At 61.3% G+C, this 17896-nt stretch carries 19 protein-coding genes; 11 read left to right on the top strand and 8 right to left on the bottom strand.

Annotated features, from left to right (window positions below):
* Window positions 1–27 precede the first annotated feature (27 nt).
* Window positions 28–240: a cold-shock protein gene (locus FB009_RS28130; protein WP_003535347.1), complete on the bottom strand. Its 213-nt coding sequence runs from the start codon at window positions 238–240 to the stop codon at window positions 28–30.
* Window positions 241–739: 499 nt separating this feature from the next.
* Here FB009_RS28130 and FB009_RS28125 point away from each other — a divergent pair, with 499 nt between their 5' ends.
* The gene (locus tag FB009_RS28125; protein ID WP_011975767.1) at window positions 740–1357 is read left to right on the top strand and encodes a J domain-containing protein; all 618 of its coding nucleotides are present in this window, start codon (window positions 740–742) and stop codon (window positions 1355–1357) included.
* Between the two features lie 87 nt (window positions 1358–1444).
* On the opposite strand, the gene FB009_RS28120 is transcribed toward FB009_RS28125, so the two are convergent.
* Both FB009_RS28120 and uvrB read right to left on the bottom strand, forming a co-directional pair.
* Window positions 1445–2089: a hypothetical protein gene (locus FB009_RS28120; RefSeq protein WP_145162469.1), complete on the bottom strand. Its 645-nt coding sequence runs from the start codon at window positions 2087–2089 to the stop codon at window positions 1445–1447.
* Between the two features lie 215 nt (window positions 2090–2304).
* Window positions 2305–5241, bottom strand: a complete 2937-nt coding sequence (gene uvrB / locus FB009_RS28115; RefSeq protein ID WP_018010205.1) for an excinuclease ABC subunit UvrB — start codon at window positions 5239–5241, stop codon at window positions 2305–2307.
* Between the two features lie 175 nt (window positions 5242–5416).
* Between uvrB and FB009_RS28110 the strand changes: the two genes are divergently transcribed.
* A complete protein-coding gene (locus FB009_RS28110) occupies window positions 5417–5770 on the top strand; it encodes a DMT family protein (protein WP_011975764.1) in 354 nt (117 codons plus the stop codon).
* A gap of 37 nt (window positions 5771–5807) precedes the next feature.
* Here the strand turns inward: FB009_RS28110 and FB009_RS28105 are convergent, their stop codons facing one another.
* Together FB009_RS28105 and FB009_RS28100 are read right to left on the bottom strand one after the other, a co-directional pair.
* Window positions 5808–6398, bottom strand: coding sequence for a hypothetical protein (locus FB009_RS28105; RefSeq protein WP_011975763.1), 591 nt, complete (start codon window positions 6396–6398; stop codon window positions 5808–5810).
* Window positions 6399–6409: 11 nt separating this feature from the next.
* A complete protein-coding gene (locus tag FB009_RS28100) occupies window positions 6410–6799 on the bottom strand; it encodes an acyl-CoA thioesterase (protein WP_011975762.1) in 390 nt (129 codons plus the stop codon).
* Window positions 6800–7008: 209 nt separating this feature from the next.
* Between FB009_RS28100 and FB009_RS28095 the strand changes: the two genes are divergently transcribed.
* The 7 genes from FB009_RS28095 (at window position 7009) to FB009_RS28065 (ending at window position 14305) form a co-directional block, all read left to right on the top strand.
* Entirely contained in the window at window positions 7009–8820 is a 1812-nt protein-coding gene (locus tag FB009_RS28095) for a methyl-accepting chemotaxis protein (protein WP_011975761.1), read from the top strand.
* Between the two features lie 225 nt (window positions 8821–9045).
* Window positions 9046–9597 (top strand): Kazal-type serine protease inhibitor domain-containing protein, encoded by a 552-nt coding sequence (locus FB009_RS28090; RefSeq protein WP_011975760.1) that lies wholly within the window; start codon window positions 9046–9048, stop codon window positions 9595–9597.
* A 300-nt stretch (window positions 9598–9897) separates the two neighbouring features.
* Complete coding sequence (locus FB009_RS28085; RefSeq protein ID WP_033043220.1) at window positions 9898–11052, top strand: extensin-like domain-containing protein; 1155 nt, start codon at window positions 9898–9900, stop codon at window positions 11050–11052.
* 163 nt (window positions 11053–11215) lie between these two features.
* Window positions 11216–12106 carry an MBL fold metallo-hydrolase gene (locus FB009_RS28080; protein ID WP_011975758.1) on the top strand — a complete coding sequence of 297 codons (891 nt, stop codon included), beginning with the start codon at window positions 11216–11218 and terminating at the stop codon, window positions 12104–12106.
* Between the two features lie 9 nt (window positions 12107–12115).
* Window positions 12116–12448: an ArsR/SmtB family transcription factor gene (locus FB009_RS28075; RefSeq protein ID WP_011975757.1), complete on the top strand. Its 333-nt coding sequence runs from the start codon at window positions 12116–12118 to the stop codon at window positions 12446–12448.
* Window positions 12449–12620: 172 nt separating this feature from the next.
* A complete protein-coding gene (locus FB009_RS28070; RefSeq protein ID WP_011975756.1) occupies window positions 12621–13547 on the top strand; it encodes an ABC transporter ATP-binding protein in 927 nt (308 codons plus the stop codon).
* A complete protein-coding gene (locus tag FB009_RS28065) occupies window positions 13544–14305 on the top strand; it encodes an ABC transporter permease (protein ID WP_011975755.1) in 762 nt (253 codons plus the stop codon). Before FB009_RS28070 ends, FB009_RS28065 begins: the two co-directional genes overlap by 4 nt.
* Window positions 14306–14312: 7 nt before the next feature.
* Here FB009_RS28065 and FB009_RS28060 read toward each other — a convergent pair whose 3' ends face one another.
* From FB009_RS28060 to FB009_RS28050, 3 genes are read right to left on the bottom strand one after another with little or no spacing between them, the layout of a single operon-like run.
* Entirely contained in the window at window positions 14313–15014 is a 702-nt protein-coding gene (locus tag FB009_RS28060; RefSeq protein ID WP_018208283.1) for a TIGR02281 family clan AA aspartic protease, read from the bottom strand.
* Complete coding sequence (locus FB009_RS28055) at window positions 15011–15232, bottom strand: DUF1289 domain-containing protein (RefSeq protein WP_011975753.1); 222 nt, start codon at window positions 15230–15232, stop codon at window positions 15011–15013. Before FB009_RS28055 ends, FB009_RS28060 begins: the two co-directional genes overlap by 4 nt.
* Window positions 15233–15277: 45 nt before the next feature.
* Window positions 15278–16066: an adenosylcobinamide-GDP ribazoletransferase gene (locus tag FB009_RS28050; RefSeq protein WP_011975752.1), complete on the bottom strand. Its 789-nt coding sequence runs from the start codon at window positions 16064–16066 to the stop codon at window positions 15278–15280.
* Between the two features lie 137 nt (window positions 16067–16203).
* On the opposite strand from FB009_RS28050, the gene cobT reads away from it, so the two are divergent.
* On the top strand, window positions 16204–17220 hold the full coding sequence (gene cobT / locus FB009_RS28045) for a nicotinate-nucleotide--dimethylbenzimidazole phosphoribosyltransferase (protein ID WP_011975751.1): 1017 nt from the start codon (window positions 16204–16206) through the stop codon (window positions 17218–17220).
* A gap of 135 nt (window positions 17221–17355) precedes the next feature.
* Window positions 17356–17769 carry a diacylglycerol kinase gene (locus FB009_RS28040; protein WP_024312153.1) on the top strand — a complete coding sequence of 138 codons (414 nt, stop codon included), beginning with the start codon at window positions 17356–17358 and terminating at the stop codon, window positions 17767–17769.
* The last annotated feature ends 127 nt before the right edge of the window (window positions 17770–17896 follow it).

The following is a 17896-nucleotide window of genomic DNA, read 5'->3' as shown; positions in this document are numbered from 1 at the left end:
GCCGTTCTTTCAAGCTCTGTCGAAGGCTTAGAGAGCCTGGAGGTTGACGGCCTTCGGGCCCTTGCCCATGCGATCCGGCTCCGTGTCGAAGCTGACCTCCTGGCCATCGTTCAACGTGGTGAGACCTGCGGCCTGGACAGCGGTGATGTGGACGAAAACGTCCTTCGAACCGCCTTCCGGCGTGATGAAACCAAAACCCTTGTCCTGGTTGAAAAACTTGACGATGCCTTTGGTGGCCATGGAAGAAGTCCTTTTCCTTCAGTCTGTCTTTGCCGCAACCCTGCGCTTCATTATCACGCATCGGTTGCTTTATGTAGTGTGTCCGCGCCCCCGGAAGGAAGCGAACATATCGTCTTCAGCGAATCCGCTGAAAGGCGTCGAGTGGTCACGATATCGGGGAAAAGACGTCTACGATGCCGCTTGCGGCTGTCCCGGCGGCAAGCCAGGCTCAAAGCGAAAGTCCAGTCTCCGGGATTGAAAACGCCCGAACAGAAACAAAAGTGGCAGTATTCGGCGAAAAAGGCAAGGGGAAGTTCTTGCGATCTTGCACCTGTTCAGATGCGTCTCGCCATTGGGTTCTGCGCCCCTGGCGGCGTCGCTGCACGGACTGAATGTCGTGGATTGCCTCGTTTAGACCATATTTTCGTCGGGGCATTGGGCTGAGCGTGGGCGTTCCCTTCGACACTTCACGGGCTTGCTGCTGCAGCGGCGAACCGGTAGGTCTATGCGGGAGACGAATATGCAAATTGACGATGAGCAGGTGGCCGGCGTGATCGATCCCTATGCCCTTCTTGGAATTGAGCGCGACGCTGACGAACGGGCGATCCGAACGGCCTATCGCCGTGCGGTGAAAACCGCGCATCCCGACCGTGGGGGGGACGCCGACCAATTCGGCAAGCTTCAGGCAGCCTACGAACTCCTGAAGGATCCGGTCCGCCGCAAAGTCTACGACGACACCGGCTATGATCCGCAGCTTGCCGACCCGAAGGACCTGAAGGGCCTGATGATGCTTGAGACGCTCGTGAATGATTTCATCCTCGACGAGCGTGAACCGGGCAGCTTCGACCCGGTTGCGGCGATGCGGCGCAAGCTCTCCGACGACATCGTCAAAAATCGCTTCCACATCCTGGAGTTGGAGCGCCACCGTTCCCGAGTTCGCAAACATCTCGACCGCCTCGGCAGGCGCCCCGAGACGGATGTGCTCGGCTCGATGCTGCGCGCCCGCAGCCAATCGATCGTGGAGGCGATCAGGAACACTGAAGCCCAGATCGAAGTGATCGAGCAAGCCTACACCATGCTCGAGGGTTACTCCTACGAGTTGGAGGCGGTGGAGGCGAAGGCGCACGCGGCGGAATAACGATCCCGCCGTGCCGTGCCGGCCAGGATGTGCCGACACGGTATGCTTCGTGATTATGAATTCAAGGCAATCCAATGCATTTACTGCTTAGTCACCCGACTTGCCGTCATCGCGATGATGGTCGTCCTGGTTACCTTTGAGGCCGCGGTCCTGATTGCCCTTGCCGTCGTCCTGGTCACCTTTCCCATCGTCCTGGTCACCTTTCCCGTCGTCTTGGTTACCTTTACCGTGGTCCTGGTTGCCCTTGCCGTGGTCCTGATTACCCTTGCCATTGTCTTGGCCACCACCGCCGCCGGGATCGCCGCCACCACCGCCGCCGGGATCGCCGCCACCGCCGCCGCCGGGATCGCCGCCACCACCGCCGCCGCCACCGCCGCCACCGCCGCCGCCGCCACCGCCACCGCCGCCGCCGCTACCGCCACCGCCGGTACCATTGTCGCCGTTCAGATTGCGCGGGCCGCTGTCGGAGTTTGTCGTGGAAAAGCCACCTCCAATGGAAGCCGTGGAGAGCGGCGGGCACTGATTGATTTGTTCGGCCGTCAGGATTTCGGCTCTGTTCTGAGCCATGCAGCAGGCCTCATAATTCGCATCCGTCAGAGGACTGCACTGCTCAGCCACCAGCATTGGCCCCACGACGTTCTGGGCGCGCGCCGGAACCGTTGCCGCTGTCATAAAACCGGCCGTCATCAGAGCGAGGCCGGTCGTCGAAAGAAATATATCCAGGGTCTTCATGATTTCCTCCCTAAATTAGTGGAGACTAAATTAGTATTTGGAGGAAAAGTTCCCTAAAAACCTACTGGTTTCAGCGGCTATGTCGGGCTAATCAATTCGAGGTATCCCTAAAAAACAGGGGTTAGACTCACGCTTTTGCGAGCCGCACACCTGGGCACTCGGATCAGTGCATCGCCCCTGCGTCGGCCATCTCCAAGATCGGAGGCGGTTATTATTCAGCGCCCCGGCCGCCCCGTCTTACCCTTCGTCCGCCCCTTGCGCCGCTTCTCTTCCGCCGGGTCCTCATAGGAGCCGACGCCCGGCTTGGCACGGGTGAGAGTGGGCTTTTCAGGAGCTTGACCTTGAACCGGCTTTTCGGTGCGGCCGACCGTCATCTCGTCGAGCGTGTTTTTCCTGAACAGGCCTTGTTCCGCACCGGCGTCTCGGGCGCCTTCTACGCGCCCGCGGGGAGAAGGGACAGCCACGTCGCGGCCCATTTCGTCAAGTTGGGGTTTGCGGAAGAGGGGGCGCTCGGTGTCGGTCCCCGGGCCCATGCTGTCGAGCGAGGGTTTGGTGAAGTAGGTGGTTGCCTCCTCCCCAACACTCCCCACAGGGGGGAGGGAGTCCGTCCTGGTCGCTGCGCCCTTGCTGCCTCGCTTGCCCCCTTCCTGCGATCTCGCCTCTTCGCGCGCCATCGGGTCGTCGAGCACGGCCAATTCCGCAGCTTTGAGACGCTTGATCTCGTCGCGTAGGCGTGCGGCCTTCTCGAAATCGAGATCGGCTGCGGCGTCGCGCATTTGCTTTTCGAGGGCGTTGAGATGCGCCTGCAGATTGTTGCCGACGAGGTGGCCGCCATCGGCGAAGCCCTTGCCGGCGACCCCGGAGATGTCCGCGCGAACGTGGTCGCGTTCGTAGACCGAGTCGAGGATGTCGGAGATCTTCGCCTTGACCGATTCCGGAGTGATCCCATGCTCGGCATTGTAGGCCATCTGTTTCTCGCGGCGACGGCCGGTCTCTTCCATCGCCCGTTTCATCGAACCCGTGATCGTGTCGGCGTAGAGGATGACCTTGCCATCGACGTTGCGGGCGGCGCGGCCGATTGTCTGGATGAGCGAAGTTTCGGAGCGCAGGAAGCCCTCTTTGTCGGCGTCGAGAATTGCGACGAAGCCGCATTCGGGAATGTCGAGGCCTTCGCGCAGGAGGTTGATGCCGACCAACACGTCGAAGGCGCCGAGACGCAAGTCGCGGATGATCTCGATGCGCTCCAGCGTATCGATGTCGGAATGCATGTAGCGCACCCGCACGCCCTGTTCGTGCAGATATTCGGTCAGGTCCTCGGCCATGCGCTTGGTGAGCACGGTGACGAGAGTGCGATAGCCCGCGGCGGCCGTCTCGCGAATCTCGCCGAGCACGTCATCCACCTGCGTCTTGGCGGAGCGCACCTCCACCGGCGGATCGATGAGGCCGGTCGGGCGGATCACCTGCTCGGCGAAGACGCCACCTGACTGCTCCATCTCCCAGGCGCCCGGCGTTGCAGATACGGCGATCGTGTCAGGACGCATCGCGTCCCATTCCTCGAAACGCAGCGGCCGGTTGTCCATGCAGGAGGGCAGGCGGAAGCCGTATTCGGCAAGCGTCGCCTTGCGGCGGAAGTCGCCGCGATACATGCCGCCGATCTGCGGAATGGTGACATGGCTCTCGTCGATGAAGATGAGCGCATCGTCCGGAATATACTCGAACAGCGTCGGCGGCGGCTCGCCCGGCCTTCGGCCGGTGAGATAGCGCGAATAGTTCTCGATGCCCTGACACGAGCCGGTGGCTTCGAGCATTTCGATGTCGTATCGGGTGCGCTGCTCCAGCCGCTGCGCCTCGAGAAGGCGCCCGGCACGTTCCAGTTCGACGAGACGGTGGCTCAGTTCCTCCTTGATCGCCTTTATCGCCGCGTTCAGCGTCGGACGCGGCGTCACATAATGCGAGTTGGCGTAGATCTTCACCGACTTGAGGTCGCCGGTCTTCTGGCCCGTGAGCGGGTCGAACTCGGTGATGGAGTCGATTTCATCCCCGAACATGGAGATGCGCCAGGCGGCATCCTCCAGGTGGGCGGGGAAGATTTCGATCGTGTCGCCGCGAACGCGGAAGGAGCCGCGCTGAAAATCCATTTCGCGGCGCTTGTATTGCTGTGCCACGAGGTCGGCGAGCAACTGCCGCTGATCCAACCGGTCGCCGACGCTCATCTGAAAAGTCATTGCCGTATAGGTCTCGACCGAACCGATACCGTAGATGCAGGAGACCGAGGCAACAATGATGACGTCGTCGCGCTCGAGCAGCGAACGCGTCGCCGAGTGGCGCATCCGGTCGATCTGCTCGTTGATCGAGGATTCCTTCTCGATATAGGTATCGGATCGTGGAACGTAGGCCTCCGGCTGATAATAGTCGTAGTAGGAGACGAAATATTCGACCGCATTATCCGGGAAGAAGTTCTTGAACTCGGAATAGAGCTGGGCTGCGAGCGTCTTGTTCGGCGCAAGGATGACTGCCGGCCGTTGCGTGGCTTCGATGACCTTTGCCATCGTGAACGTCTTACCCGAACCGGTGACGCCGAGCAGTACCTGATTGCGCTCACCCGAAGCGAGGCCGCCGACCAGGTCTGCGATCGCGGTGGGCTGGTCTCCGGCGGGCTCGTAATCCGATTGCATCCGGATGGCGATGCCACCTTCAGACTTGTCGGGCCGGGCTGGGCGGTGCGGCGTCCAGAGCTTGCCGTCCTTGAAAAGCGGATTGCCACTTTCGATCAGCTTCGCAAGCGCCTCCACGGTGGCCGTGACGCCGGAGCCCGAGGTAAGCTTGTCCGCATCCTCCAGCGACACATCGAGGCCGGCCACCGGATTGAGCCCGGCAGCCGCGCGCGTTTTCGGATCGGTCGTTCCGCCCATCGATGTGCCGCGGGCGGATTTCGACGCGGAGATCTCCACCTTCTTCCGATGCCTGCCGGCCTTGGAGGCAACTTCGCGCCGGCTTTCGAAAGTGCTCGCTTCCGCCTCCGACTCGAGCTGCTTCACCCAGTCGGAGACGTTGCCGGAGAGCGGCGTGCCGGAAAGCGGCGCCTGCGGTGCTTCTTCGAAACCGTCGGGTGCGGGGGATTTCTTCGGTGCGTTTTTTGGTGATCGGGCCATGCCGGGAATATGGACAGAGTCAGGTCGAAAGTGAAGGGGGAACGAGTACAAAAGGGAAACGTGACGGCCGGTTTTTCGGCAGGTCGAAGACGTGGTAGTGGCCATCGAAGCTCTTGCGGCCGATATTTCCCGTGGTCATTCTCAGCTATTGATTCGCGCTCTCCCGAGGTTTCCGATGCCATTTGCCGTCAACCCCGCCTATGTCTGGCCCATCGTCCTGCTGCTGCTCTCCAATGTCTTCATGACCTTCGCCTGGTATGGCCACCTCAAGTTCACTTCGTCGCCGCTCTATATCGTCATCGTCGCAAGCTGGGGGATCGCCTTCTTCGAATATTGGTTGGCAGTGCCGGCGAACCGGATCGGGCACGCGGTTTATTCGGCGGCGCAGCTGAAGACGATGCAGGAGGTGATCACGCTCACGATTTTCGTCCTCTTCTCGATTTTCTGGCTGAAGGAGCCGATCGGCTGGCATCAGCTCATCGGATTCGCGCTGATCGCACTCGGGGCGTCCTTCATTTTCAAGGGATGAGACATCTCCGTGAAGGGGCAATTCCGCACTTAGTATCTTAATCGAGGAGGTCGAAGGCGCGATACATCCATGTGAGCTGGTAGAGAACGGCGCCCACCAGAAAGATTGCATGGAAACGGCGGTTCGGTGTCGCCGCGGCAATGACGCAGAGGGCGATATAGGCCGCGTTGCGCAGCGGATATTCCACACCGAACGAATGGAAATAGGCCTTGCCCTTCAGGGCGGTGTCGATGAGGTCTACAGCAAATGCGAGGGCGAGAAAGCCAAAGAACCAGGCTCGCCTGGACATGAAATAATGTTCGTAGCCGCTATAGTCGTCGAGGGTCGTCGGGAAGAGGAATACGCAGAGCAGAAAGAAGACGCAGCAATAAAGAATGACGAACAGGTAGACGCTTACGTCGATCACCGCCAGCGAATGCAGGTGATATTCCCACCACCAAAAATGGACGAGGAAGACGAACATGAACAGCACCCAGCCGAGATGGATCCAGTAGACCTTCGTCTTGCCCGGATGCTGTACGAAAAGCGCGATGCCGCTGAGGAGCCGCGCGAGCGACAGGCTGATCACCATGCCCATGACGACGCGAATATGAGAAAAGATCGCTGGATCGGGCTGTACGTGCTCCATGCACTCGGCCCCTATTCCTCGGCAGGAACCGGCGTCGGCTTGCCGGACGAGTCGAGCGCGACCATCACGAAGATCGCATCCGTGACCTTGTCCATGACCTGCGAGAGGTAACGCTGTGCCCAAGCCTCGACCTTCAGCGTCATCGACGTCCGGCCGACCTTGATGATATCGGTATAGATGCAGAGCGTGTCGCCGATCTTCACCGGCAACGCAAAGGCCATTTCCTTCACGGCCGCAGTCACCACGCGCCCCCTGGCGCGTTCGGCGGCCCGTATGCCGCAGGAAAGGTCCATCTGCGCCATGACCCAGCCGCCGAAGATGTCGCCGGCGGCATTGGCGTCCCCGGGCATTGCGAGCGTGCGCAAGGTCAGTTCGCCGTTCGGCTTGTTCGCTGCGGTCATTCGGCCCTGTCTCCCTGTTGCGACAAAAGCTTTAGCGCACCGCTCCGGCGCGAGCAAAGGGCACTCGGAACAATTCCACGCTGAAACGTGAAGGCAGGGCGCGTGGTGGTTTCTTCGTTAATTCGAGCATCCTCAAATCTAGTGATCGTTTGTTAGGAGCTTTGCAAATAGCTACTTATAATCTGCACGCCTCGGAATGGAGGCAGGGGATGAGAAGAATTCGGATTTCGGCGCGTCTTTACGCGCTGGTGGCGTTTGCGCTGCTGACGATGGCGGCGGCGCTGACCTTCGGACTGGTTCAGGCGCAGGACAGGCTGGTCGCCGAGCGGAAGGCCATGCTCGCGGCGATGAACGAGAACGCAATCACAGTGTTCAATGCCTATCACGGCCAGGAAAAGGCCGGAAGGGTGTCGCGCAAAGAAGCACAGAGCCGCGCCCTGGAGGCGGTCAGGGCTATGCGCTATCAGGAAAGCGGCTATTTCTGGGTGAACGATATGCATCCGACAATGGTGATGCATCCCATTAAACCTGAACTCGATGGCGCCGACCTGACGCAGAACAAGGATCCAAACGGCAAGTTCCTGTTCGTTGAGTTCGTGAAGACGGTTGAAGCACATGGAAAGGGCTTCGTCGACTATTACTGGCCGAAGCCCGGCGCGGACGAGCCTGTGCTTAAGTATTCGCATGTGGCCGGTTTCGAGCCCTGGGGATGGGTGGTCGGTACCGGTGTTTACGCCGACGATCTCGCCGCCATGTTCCGCGAGCGCGCATGGCAGATGGCCGGCATTCTGGCCGCGGCCGCGCTTGCGATCCTCATGGCGGCATTGGCTATCGTGCGCAGCGTGGTCCGGCCCATCGAAAAGCTGAAGATCTCGATGCGGGCGATCGCGGACGAGAACCTTTCCCTGGATGTTCCGGAAACCGATCGCGCCGACGAGATCGGGCAGATGGCGAAGGTGCTGGTCGTGTTGCGCGACTCGGTCAAGGAGCGATTAGAGCTTCGTTCGCGCGAGGCGGAACAGCAGGACCGTCTGGATTCCGAACGGCGCGGCAATGAAGAGCTCCAGCGAAAGACTGCCGCGATCCAGGCCGAGGCGATGGAGACACTCGGGGCGGCTCTGGAGCGGCTGGCAAGCGGCGACCTGACCGCCGAGGTCGCGCGGATCGCGCCGGAATACACCAAGCTCAAGGACGACTTCAACACGGCCGCCGCGGCGCTTCGCGACGTCATTGGCGCGATCTCCCAATCGACCGAAATCGTCCATGGCAGCGCCGCCGATATCTCGGAAGCGGCCAACAACCTGTCGCGCCGTACGGAGCAGCAGGCGGCGGCTCTTGAGGAAACGGCAGCCGCACTTGATGAGATAACCTCCACCGTACGCCATGCGTCGGACCGCGCCCATGAAGCGCGCGACATGGTAGACGAGACGAAGGCGAGTGCCGCGAAATCCGGCGGCATCGTCCGCAATGCGATCGATGCCATGGGGCGGATCGAAGCGTCGTCCAGCCGGATCAGCCAGATCATCGGGGTGATCGACGAGATCGCCTTCCAGACGAACCTGCTCGCGCTCAATGCAGGCGTCGAGGCGGCGCGGGCAGGGGAAGCCGGACGCGGCTTCGCGGTCGTTGCCCAGGAGGTTCGCGAGCTCGCACAACGCTCGGCCGGCGCGGCAAAGGAAATCAAGGACCTGATAGCCACTTCGGTCAAGGAGGTCGGTGCCGGCGTCGAACTCGTCCGCTCGACGGGCGACGCGCTGATGGAGATCGAGTCCCTGGTCAACCGCGTCAATGAACAGGTGGCTTCCATCGCAACCGCGGCTCGGGAACAGGCAACCGGACTGCAGGAGGTAAACACAGCCGTCAACAGCATGGATCAGATGACGCAGCAGAATGCGGCCATGGTCGAGGAGACGACCGCGGCAAGCCAGACGCTGGCGCAGGAAAGCCGCGAGTTGAAGGCGCTGCTCGGACAGTTCCGGCTGCAGGAGGGCGCGCAGCCGGCATATGGCAGAGCAGCCTAACGCCCCATCAGCATTGTATCGTTGAGGAGCCCGGCGTCGAAAGACGCGCGGGCTCCTCGCCCGATCGATAAGGCGGGGGGTATGCCTGCTCCTATCGGTGGTATGTGAAGAATGCGCATCTCGCGGGAGTTGACGCATGGCCGAAAACAGGCGAGATGAGCCGACGGGAGGATGGGCTTTCGCACACCGCTCAGGCCAACGAGATGCCGTTCAAAGGAGAGTGCCGTGTTGCCTTTAAAGCGTTTGATCATGAAGTCGGCCGCCCTTTTCGTGCTCGCCGCGGGGTTCCTTTCGGCCTGCACCGTTGTCGTCGACGAGCGCCCCGGCCCCGGGCCGATCGGCCCGCCGGGCCCGCAAATGTGCACGATGGAGTTTGCGCCGGTCTGCGGCGAACGCGGCAATCGCACGCGGACCTTCCCCAATGCCTGCCAGGCACGCGCAGATGGCTTCCGCATCGTCCATCGGGGCGAATGCCGGCCGGCCTCTCGTCCGCCGGAGGAGCAGGTCTGCACGCGTGAGTTTTCTCCGGTTTGCGGCCAGCGCGGCCCGAGAAGGCAGACCTTCCCGAATTCGTGCATTGCGCGTGCCGAAGGTTTCCGCGTCGTCGCCCCCGGCGAATGCCGCCGGGAGGATGACCGCCCGCAGCAGCCGCAGTTCTGCACGCGGGAATTCGCACCGGTCTGCGGCCAGCGTGGCAGGGGTACGAGAACGTTCCCGAATGCCTGCGAGGCAGGAGCGGATGGTTTCCGCGTGATCCATCCGGGCGAATGCCGATAGATCACGATGTTGTCGGGTCGGATCGACCTTAAGAACATGAACGTGATCGATTCCTGAAATTCGGAAAGGCTCTCAAAGCCGAGGTCCGCATTCGCGAGGATGCGGGCCTTGTCTTTTGCATTCCCGATTTGGGCGATGCCGGAAAGGCTTCATTTACCACGTTTGCTTAAATTGCTTCGCGAAGCCGACTTTGTCGACCGCGCGCCCGCTTGGCGACATCTCGCACGGTCACTCTCGGCTTTGGGCAGGCGGCGGAGCGACAAGGCGGGAGCTTTGTCATGGATGAAGGCGGCAATCAGTATGGCGTATGTTTCTCTTCTCCATCGTCCCCTGGCGGCGCTGCTATTGTCCATTCCGCTCGTTGCCTGCACCACGGACGTGCTTGCACCCCCGGCTAGAATCGACGGGGGCGCCCGTGTCGGCGCAATCAGCCCGGCCCCGGTTGCGATGCCGGAGCAGAAGGTTGCTGCCTATCCCGCTGAAGGACCCGTCGCGATAGCCAGTCAGACCTCTGTTACGCCGGCGGCCAGCAGCGCAGTTCCGCCCGAAGGTGTGAACATGGACGCCATGCTTGGCGTCGAACCTGTCGTTGGGCTGGCGCAGGAGCAGTCGCGTGAAATCGCGGAAGGGAATACAACGCAGCCGGTCGTGGCCGGAATCGGCGAGGGCGATGTCCGCCAGCTTGCCGGAACGCCGGAGCCGGCAGCACCGGCGGTCGAGACGAACCCCGGCTTCGATCCCGACCTGCCGCCTCTGACACCGGCAAAGAATTCGGCCGTGGAAGCCAAAAGTGGGCGCGCTCTCGCGCCGCAACGGTCGGCGCCTGCCGAGGAATCACAGCAGGTCGCTTTCATACCCCGCGCCCGCAGCCCGCTTTCCGCGCCGTCACATGCCGGCGCAATGCCGGGTCCGGAGGTCGCCTGCCGGCAACGGTTGAAACAGCTCGGCGTCATATTCCGTGACGTACCGCAAATCTACAACGGACCGTCCTGCGGTATCGATTACCCGATCGAACTCAGCGGCCTTTCCGGCGATATCGCCGTCAAGCCCGCGGTGAAGCTCAACTGCCAGGTGACCGAAGCATTCGCCAAATGGGTGAAGTACGAGCTCGCGCCATCGTCGCGCTACCGTTACTGGTCGGGAGTGAAGACGATCAAGCCGCTCGGCGGCTATTCCTGCCGGACGATGAACTCCCGGCGCGGTAATCCCATGTCGGAACATTCGCGCGGAAATGCGATCGATGTCGGCAAATTCGTGCTGAAGAACGGCAAGGAAATCGATGTCCGCCGGAAAGGTCTCTTCGCCTTTCGCGAGAGGGGCCTGTTGAAGGCCGTACGCTCCGATAGCTGCAAGTATTTCAATACGGTCCTTGGTCCTGGAAGCGATCCTTTCCACAAGGATCATTTCCACTTCGATTTAAGGACGCGCAAAACCGGTTACCGGCATTGCGACTAGGCGGGCCGAGGTGAGGACCGGCAGGCCAGATTAGGTGTTAGCCGTTAGTGGAGCGGTGCGCTAGGATTTCGTTTCGTGGCCGGACAATGGCCGGATAGACGAAACTTAGCAGCAAAAACGACATTCATTATATTTTATCGTATACTTATAATGGAGACCGATCATGGCTGCAGATGCAGCGGCACGACCAAGCGTCAAAGGCTTCTATGAAGCGCGCTCGGGAAGCATCCAATACGTCGTTGCAGATCCGGTGACGAGGCGCTGTGCGATCATCGACCCGGTGCTCGATTTCGACGAGAAGTCGGGATCGATCGAGACCCGGCAGGCGGAGCTCATCCTCGATCATGTCAAAAGGAACGAGCTGACGGTCGAGTGGATCCTCGACACTCATCCCCATGCGGACCATTTTTCTGCTGCCGCATATTTGAAGGAAATGACGCGGGCGCCGACCGGTATCGGCTGCGAGGTGGTCCGCGTCCAGAACCTCTGGAAAGGGATCTACAACTGGCCGGAGCTTGCAACGGATGGCTCGCAATGGGATCATCTTTTTGCGGACGGAGAGCAGTTTTCCCTCGGTTCGCTCGAAGGTCGCGTGATCTACTCACCGGGCCACACGCTTGCTTCGATAACCTATGTCATCGGCGATGCGGCGTTCGTGCACGATACGATCTTCATGCCGGACAGCGGCACCGCGCGTGCCGATTTCCCCGGAGGAGACGCCCGGCAATTGTGGCGCTCCATAAATACCATTCTCGCATTGCCGGATGAAACCCGGATCTTCACCGGTCATGACTATCGGCCGAACGGGCGAGAGCCGCGGTGGGAAAGCACGGTGTACGAGGAGAAGAGCCGCAATTCCCATGTTGTCGGCATGACCGAAGAGGCTTTCGTCGCGTTGCGCGAGGCGCGTGACAGGACGCTGCCGATGCCCAAGCTGATCCTTCACGCGCTGCAGGTCAACATTTGCGGCGGCCGCCTGCCGGAACCGGAGGCCAACGGCGCCCGTTACCTGAAGTTTCCACTGAACGCGCTCAAGGGAGCGGCGTGGGGCTGAGGTCCTGTCATGGGAACGATTACCAAATTCCGGAACATTCGCCCTTGCATGAGAGAGCGGGCCGACGAGGCCGCGGCACTGCTCAAGGCGGTTGCAAACGAGAACCGGCTGATGATCCTGTGCACCCTTATCGAAGGCGAACACTCGGTCGGGCAGTTGGAAGAGATGCTCGGTATCCGACAACCGTCCTTGTCGCAACAATTGACGGTGCTGCGAGAGGCCGGCATCGTGGCGACGCGACGCGACGCGAAACAGATATTCTATCGGCTCGCCGAGGACAAAGCCGTGAGGCTGGTCACGGCGCTATATGAGATTTTCTGCCGCCAGGGGGGCGGCCGATGAGCGGTCCCCCCGACCTCCGCTGGGCCTTTTCCGGCACCGGAAAAGGCCGCCGAGGCAGCTCCGTTGACAAAGTGTCAACCTAAATTTGGATCGGACGGGCTGCAAATCCGTGTGAATCGGCCCATATAGAGCAGCACCCTGCCGACTTTGTACCTTTTCCCGGATATGTTTCATGGCGCCAATCGTTTCCGTCTCCAATCTTTCGAAAACCTATGCCTCGGGTTTCGAGGCTCTGAAGGGCGTCAGCCTCGATATCGAAGAGGGTGAGATTCTCGCGCTTCTTGGTCCGAACGGCGCTGGCAAGACGACGCTCATCTCCATTGTCTGCGGTATCGTCAATGCGACGGGCGGCAAAGTTACCGTCGGCGGTCACGACGTGGTGCGCGATTTTCGCCAGACGCGGGCGATGATCGGCCTGGTGCCGCAGGAACTGACAACCGATGCCTTCGAGACGGTATGGAACACGGTTACCTTCTCACGCGGGCTTCATGGCAAGAAGCCGGACCCTGAGCATATCGAAAAGGTGCTGAAGGACCTGTCGCTCTGGAGCAAGAAGGACAGCACGCTGCGCGAGCTTTCGGGCGGCATGAAGCGGCGCGTGCTGATTGCCAAGGCGCTCTCCCACGAGCCGCGCGTCCTGTTCCTCGACGAGCCGACGGCGGGCGTCGACGTCAGTCTGCGAAAGAGCATGTGGGAGGTGGTCGAACGGCTGCGCGCCTCGGGCGTGACCATCATTCTCACGACGCATTATATCGAAGAAGCCGAGGAGATCGCCGACCGGATCGCCGTGATCAACAGCGGCGAAATACTACTGGTAGAGGATAAGAAGGCGCTGATGACGAAACTCGGACGCAAGCAGTTGCGCGTAGATCTTACTCAGCCGCTTGAGACTGTGCCCGATTCGCTCGCTTCCTACGATTTGCGGCTCGAAGGCGATGGCGAGCGTCTGATCTATGAATACGACACGAGCGCGGAACGGACGGGAATCACGGCGCTGCTCGCAGCAATGGCCGAGGCGGGCTTGAGGCTCAAAGACATTTCCACGAGACAGAGTTCGCTCGAGGATATCTTCGTTGAAATCGTGGAGGCGGGGCGATGAACATCGAGGCAGTCAAATCGATCTATTTCTTCGAAATGGCGCGCACGCGACGCACGCTCCTTCAAAGCGTGGTGTCGCCGGTCATCTCCACCTCGCTTTACTTCATCGTCTTTGGTGCTGCCATCGGCACGCGCATCCAGGAGATAGACGGAATTTCTTACGGCGCCTTCATCACGCCCGGTCTCATGATGCTGACCTTGTTGACCCAATGCATCGGCAACGGTTCCTTCGGCATCTATTTCCCGAAATTCACGGGCACCATCTATGAGGTGCTTTCGTCACCGATATCCATGCTGGAAATCGTGCTCGGTTATGTCGGGGCGGCGGCCACGAAGGGATTGATGATCGGTACGATCATCCTCATCACCGCCTCGCTGTTCGTGGATCTCAGCATCGCCCATCCCTTCGTGATGCTCTTCTTCTTTGTTCTGACCGCGGTGACCTTCAGCCTGTTTGGCTTCCTCATCGGCATATGGGCGAAGGACTTCGAGCAGTTGAATCTCATCCCGATGCTGGTGATTCCGCCGCTCGTCTTTCTCGGCGGCAGCTTCTACTCGATCGATATGCTGCCGCCATTCTGGCGGGCAGTAAGCCACTTCAATCCGGTTCTCTATCTGATCAGTGGATTTCGCTGGAGCTTCTTCGAGATTTCCGACGTCAATCCGCTCGCCAGCGCGGCGATCATCCTCGTCTTTCTCGCTCTGTGTATGTCCGCTCTGACGTGGATTTTTCGCACCGGATACAAGCTGCGCAGTTGACTACGCGCTAATCCCTGAGCCGCAGTTCGTCGCTGCGCATCTGCAGGAAATCGAGCGTCGACAGAAAACTCATGCCGAGCAGGCTGCTGTCAAGCCGCCCTTCGGCCGCGACCATGCCGCGAATATTCGTCCGCCGGATCGGCCCTATGGCGATCTCCGGCAGGGTGACCGGGGCGGCGAGCGCCGGTCCGTTCGCGGTCATGACAGTTATCGTGTAGCCGAGACCTGCGACGTCGATACCGACCTTCGCAGCGTCTTCATGGGTAAGCACGATGCTGCTCGCGCCGGTGTCTACAAGCATGCTGACGTCGTGCCCGTTGATCGTCGCATCTGCGGCGAAGTGGCCGTCGATCCGCTTGTGAAGCACCACCTCCTGCTGGCCCTCGCTGTCGGTGATGACCATCGCGCGGCCAGGCATAAGGCCGGCCAGCACCCGTTCGCCAACGGACCGAAGGTCAAACCGGTAGACGTAAATCCCAACCAGAACCACCGCGATCAGGATCCAGATCGCAATCTGGGTCAATCCCTCGCCGAGCGTGCGGCGGCTTCTGACAATGCCGGCCGCAAAAAGCGTGGCAAGGGCGCCGAGAGCCACGAGCTGCCCGAAATCGTCATTGTTCATGCCGAACGTCCGGCCGGAATCGTGATTGAGGATCAGGAGCACGAGGCCGATGCCGAGAATTGCCAGGAGGAGAATCAGCCGGTTCATGCGCCGTTTCGTTCCCGCGCGATACGAGTCCGACGCGTTTCCCGCCGCGGTTTACGCTCGACGGTTTCCAGTCGCGCCGGCAGGGCCTGCATGATGCCGTGCCGTTCGGCGTCGGAATACAGTGTCCAGGAGCCGATTTCGTCGCGCGTGCGGCCGCAGCCGAAACAGTAACCGGTCCTGTCGTCGATCGTGCAGACTAGAATGCAGGGAGATTCCATGGTCCGGATAATGCTCTGCTCTGTTTCGTTGAATATATCGGCCTTTCAGATCGCCAGTGCAAGAGCGCCCAGAACGGCGACTTCCGTCAGTTGCTGGGTGGCGCCGATGGTGTCGCCGGTATGGCCGCCGAGCTTGCGTGATGCGATCCGGGTAAAGCTGAGGACGGCAAGCACGAAGGCACCGAACGAAAGCAGGACGGCGACGGTCGGGATGCCGGACAGAAAGAACAGCACAAGGGCGAGGATGACCCCGGAGCCGAGTGCCACTGACGTCGCTGGCGCCTCGGGAGCCCCCGCAGCCGCGGCCACACCGTCGCGGCGGGCAGGCGGGAGGCGGGACCAGTGCCAGACCATCGCGGCGCGGCTGAGCGCGGCGGTAGCAAGCAGCGCAACTCCGCCGCCTGTCGGCGTCAGCAGCGGCAGAAAGGCGGCAAGAGCCGAGACGCGAATTCCGAAGGAAAGAATAAGGGCGACCGCGCCATAGGTGCCGATCCGGCTGTCTTTCATGATCTCCAGCGCGCTTTCGCGGTCGCGCCCGCCGCCGAAACCATCGGCCGTGTCCGCAAGGCCGTCCTCGTGCAAGGCGCCCGTGACCGTCGCCTGGGCGGCGACGATCAAGAAGGCGGTGAAGAGCGAGCTCGCGTGAATAGCGCCCAGAAGGACCGCCGTCACGGCGGCGGGGAGGGCGATCAGAATGCCCGCAAGCGGGAAGGCGCGCACGGCGCGGCCGAGTCCGCCGTCATGGCCGCGGAAATGCCGATCCGGCACGGGGATGCGGCTCAAGAAGGCGACCGACCGTGCGACGTCGTCCCAGAACTCTCGAATTTCCGTCATCTCGTCTCCCGCATCCCGAATCGCCGGGCATTCCCGAGATCATGCGAGACGACGGCAAATGGCGCAAATGCCGTTGCCGCACGCGCCCTCACGCTCTATGACGAGCCCGGAACGAGTTCACATCGCAAGGATTGTCCATGAGCGCCAGCGGCCTGCCGTTTGATGATTTTCGCGCGTTACTGCGCAACCTGCCTGGCCCCGATACGGCGGCACTCGTTGCCGCACGCGAGCGGGACGGGCAATTGACGAAGCCGCCCGGCGCACTGGGGCGCCTGGAGGAAATCGCATTCTGGCTTGCCGCCTGGACGGGCCGCCCGCCGGCCGTCAACAGGCCGCTCGTGGCGATTTTCGCCGGCAACCACGGCGTGACCCGTCAGGGAGTGACGCCGTTTCCGGCTTCGGTCACCGCGCAGATGGTCGAGAACTTCGCCGCCGGTGGGGCTGCCATCAACCAGATCTGCGTAGCGCATGATCTCGGCCTCAAAGTCTTCGATCTGGCCCTTGATTACCCGACCGGCGATATCACCGAAGAACCCGCTCTGTCCGAGCGTGATTGCGCCGCTACCATGGCCTTCGGCATGGAGGCCATCGCCGGCGGCACGGACCTGCTTTGCATCGGCGAGATGGGAATTGGCAATACAACGATCGCAGCAGCCATCAATCTCGGCCTTTACGGCGGCACTGCCGAGGAATGGGTGGGGCCGGGAACCGGCTCGGAAGGAGAGGTTCTCAAGCGCAAGATTGCGGCGGTGAAAAAGGCCGTGGCACTGCACCGCGACCACTTGTCCGATCCGCTGGAAGTCATGCGCCGGCTTGGCGGCCGCGAAATCGCGGCCATGGCGGGCGCCATTCTCGCGGCGCGCATGCAAAAGGTACCCGTCATCATCGACGGTTATGTCGCAACCGCAGCCGCGGCGATCCTCAAGGCCGCCAATCCGGCCGCGCTCGACCATTGCCTCATCGGGCACGTTTCAAGTGAGCCCGGCCACATGCGCGCGATCGAGAAGCTCGGCAAGACCCCGCTCCTGGCCCTCGGGATGCGGCTTGGCGAAGGCACAGGTGCGGCCCTTGCAGCGGGTATCGTCAAAGCGGCGGCGGCGTGCCACAGCGGCATGGCGACCTTTGCGCAGGCTGGCGTCAGTAACAAGGTGTAGCATAGGGAGTAGGCCCGAGACGCGTTACCCGTTTGCTGTCGATTGCCCGGCCTGCATGCTATCCTCATGGTGCCGCCTTGGATTCGCCTTAATCGGAACGTCGAAGCTGTTCGCTTTCTCAACTCGCGAGACGAAATGGACGCCAAGAACACCAACCCCCGCAAAGGCGCTGCCGGGCCGGTTACCAAGCATACCGGATTTCGGCACCTGTTTGCTGCGGCCAGCTACTCCTTCGGCGGTGCCAGGCGTCTGATCGGAGAGGCGGCATTCCGCCACGAACTCATCGCCTTTGCCGTCGCGATGGCCGCGTTCGCGACCGTCGGCGCGAACCTGTTCCAATATGTCGCCATGGCGATCCTGTTTCTGCTGATGATGGCCTTCGAAGCGATTAATACCGCGATTGAGGAGATCGTCGATCGCGTCTCGCCGGAGATCTCCGAGATGGGCAGGAACGCCAAGGATCTCGGCTCCTTCGCCTGCCTCTGCCTCATTCTCGCCAATGCGGGCTATGCCGTTTACGTGATATTTCTCGCCCGGTTGCTAGGCTGATCAGGAAGGGTTTTCCAGCCCAACGCTTTGGACTGGCTGGCAACTGTGTTTGTCAGGTGGTTCGTCGGAAGGTTGTTTTGTCCCTGATGATGGCGTTTGCGATGGCGAGCAATTTGCGGGCAAGCGC

Source organism: Sinorhizobium medicae (assembly GCF_007827695.1).
GTDB classification, from domain to species: Bacteria; Pseudomonadota; Alphaproteobacteria; order Rhizobiales; family Rhizobiaceae; genus Sinorhizobium; species Sinorhizobium medicae.
The sequence above is the reverse complement of the archived record's forward strand: the minus strand, read 5'-3'. Positions and strand labels throughout refer to the sequence as shown.

Coding starts and splice junctions, on each gene's coding strand:
- FB009_RS28130 (WP_003535347.1), bottom strand. CDS start 240: ATGGCCACCAAAGGCATCGTCAAGTTTTTCAACCAGGACAAGGGTTTT.
- FB009_RS28125 (WP_011975767.1), top strand. CDS start 740: ATGCAAATTGACGATGAGCAGGTGGCCGGCGTGATCGATCCCTATGCC.
- FB009_RS28120 (WP_145162469.1), bottom strand. CDS start 2,089: ATGAAGACCCTGGATATATTTCTTTCGACGACCGGCCTCGCTCTGATG.
- uvrB (WP_018010205.1), bottom strand. CDS start 5,241: ATGGCCCGATCACCAAAAAACGCACCGAAGAAATCCCCCGCACCCGAC.
- FB009_RS28110 (WP_011975764.1), top strand. CDS start 5,417: ATGCCATTTGCCGTCAACCCCGCCTATGTCTGGCCCATCGTCCTGCTG.
- FB009_RS28105 (WP_011975763.1), bottom strand. CDS start 6,398: ATGGAGCACGTACAGCCCGATCCAGCGATCTTTTCTCATATTCGCGTC.
- FB009_RS28100 (WP_011975762.1), bottom strand. CDS start 6,799: ATGACCGCAGCGAACAAGCCGAACGGCGAACTGACCTTGCGCACGCTC.
- FB009_RS28095 (WP_011975761.1), top strand. CDS start 7,009: ATGAGAAGAATTCGGATTTCGGCGCGTCTTTACGCGCTGGTGGCGTTT.
- FB009_RS28085 (WP_033043220.1), top strand. CDS start 9,898: ATGGCGTATGTTTCTCTTCTCCATCGTCCCCTGGCGGCGCTGCTATTG.
- FB009_RS28080 (WP_011975758.1), top strand. CDS start 11,216: ATGGCTGCAGATGCAGCGGCACGACCAAGCGTCAAAGGCTTCTATGAA.
- FB009_RS28075 (WP_011975757.1), top strand. CDS start 12,116: ATGGGAACGATTACCAAATTCCGGAACATTCGCCCTTGCATGAGAGAG.
- FB009_RS28070 (WP_011975756.1), top strand. CDS start 12,621: ATGGCGCCAATCGTTTCCGTCTCCAATCTTTCGAAAACCTATGCCTCG.
- FB009_RS28065 (WP_011975755.1), top strand. CDS start 13,544: ATGAACATCGAGGCAGTCAAATCGATCTATTTCTTCGAAATGGCGCGC.
- FB009_RS28060 (WP_018208283.1), bottom strand. CDS start 15,014: ATGAACCGGCTGATTCTCCTCCTGGCAATTCTCGGCATCGGCCTCGTG.
- FB009_RS28055 (WP_011975753.1), bottom strand. CDS start 15,232: ATGGAATCTCCCTGCATTCTAGTCTGCACGATCGACGACAGGACCGGT.
- FB009_RS28050 (WP_011975752.1), bottom strand. CDS start 16,066: ATGACGGAAATTCGAGAGTTCTGGGACGACGTCGCACGGTCGGTCGCC.
- cobT (WP_011975751.1), top strand. CDS start 16,204: ATGAGCGCCAGCGGCCTGCCGTTTGATGATTTTCGCGCGTTACTGCGC.
- FB009_RS28040 (WP_024312153.1), top strand. CDS start 17,356: ATGGACGCCAAGAACACCAACCCCCGCAAAGGCGCTGCCGGGCCGGTT.